This is a genomic window from Sedimentitalea sediminis (assembly GCF_042687825.1).
GTDB lineage: Bacteria > Pseudomonadota > Alphaproteobacteria > Rhodobacterales > Rhodobacteraceae > Sedimentitalea.
On sequence record NZ_JBHUQE010000064.1, the window covers coordinates 1 to 1175 of the forward strand.

The following is a 1175-nucleotide window of genomic DNA, read 5'->3' on the forward strand; positions in this document are numbered from 1 at the left end:
ATGGGTAAGGAAAAGTTTGAGCGTAACAAGCCGCACGTCAACATCGGCACGATCGGCCATGTTGACCATGGCAAGACGACGCTGACGGCTGCGATCACCAAGTATTTCGGTGATTTCAAGGCCTATGACCAGATCGACGGCGCCCCCGAGGAAAAGGCGCGCGGGATCACGATCTCGACCGCGCATGTGGAATACGAGACCGACGCGCGCCACTACGCCCATGTCGACTGCCCGGGCCACGCGGACTATGTCAAGAACATGATCACCGGTGCCGCCCAGATGGACGGTGCGATCCTGGTGGTGAACGCCGCGGACGGGCCGATGCCGCAGACCCGCGAGCACATCCTGCTGGGCCGCCAGGTCGGCATCCCGACCATGGTCGTCTACATGAACAAGGTCGATCAGGTCGACGACGAGGAACTGCTGGAACTGGTCGAGATGGAAATCCGCGAGCTGCTGAGCAGCTACGAGTATCCCGGCGACGACATTCCGATCATCCCCGGCTCGGCCCTGGCCGCGCTGGAAGGCCGCGACGACGAGATCGGCGAGCAGTCGATCCGCAAGCTGATGGACGCCGTCGACACCTGGATCCCGACGCCCGAGCGCGCCGTGGACCAGCCGTTCCTGATGCCGATCGAGGACGTGTTCTCGATTTCCGGCCGCGGCACGGTTGTGACCGGTCGCGTCGAGCGCGGCGTGATCAATGTCGGCGACGAGATCGAGATCGTCGGCATCCGCGACACCAAAAAGACCACCTGCACCGGTGTCGAGATGTTCCGCAAGCTGCTGGACCGCGGCGAAGCCGGCGACAATATCGGTGCCCTGCTGCGCGGCGTCGACCGCGAGGGTGTCGAGCGCGGCCAGGTGCTGTGCAAGCCCGGTTCGGTGACCCCGCACACCAAGTTCGAGGCCGAAGCCTATATCCTGACCAAGGATGAGGGCGGCCGCCACACGCCGTTCTTCGCCAACTACCGCCCGCAATTCTACTTCCGCACGACGGACGTGACCGGGACCGTGACGCTGGCCGAAGGCACCGAGATGGTGATGCCGGGCGACAATGTCAGCTTTGGCGTCGAACTGATCGCCCCGATCGCCATGGAAAACGGCCTGCGCTTCGCCATCCGCGAAGGCGGCCGCACCGTCGGCGCCGGCGTCGTGAGCAAAATCATCGAGTA

At 64.2% G+C, this 1175-nt stretch carries 1 protein-coding gene; it reads left to right on the plus strand.

The features are described 5' to 3' along the window. On the plus strand, nucleotides 1-1175 hold a 1175-nt coding region (gene tuf / locus ACFMPD_RS17515), incomplete at both ends, for an elongation factor Tu (RefSeq protein WP_380997326.1).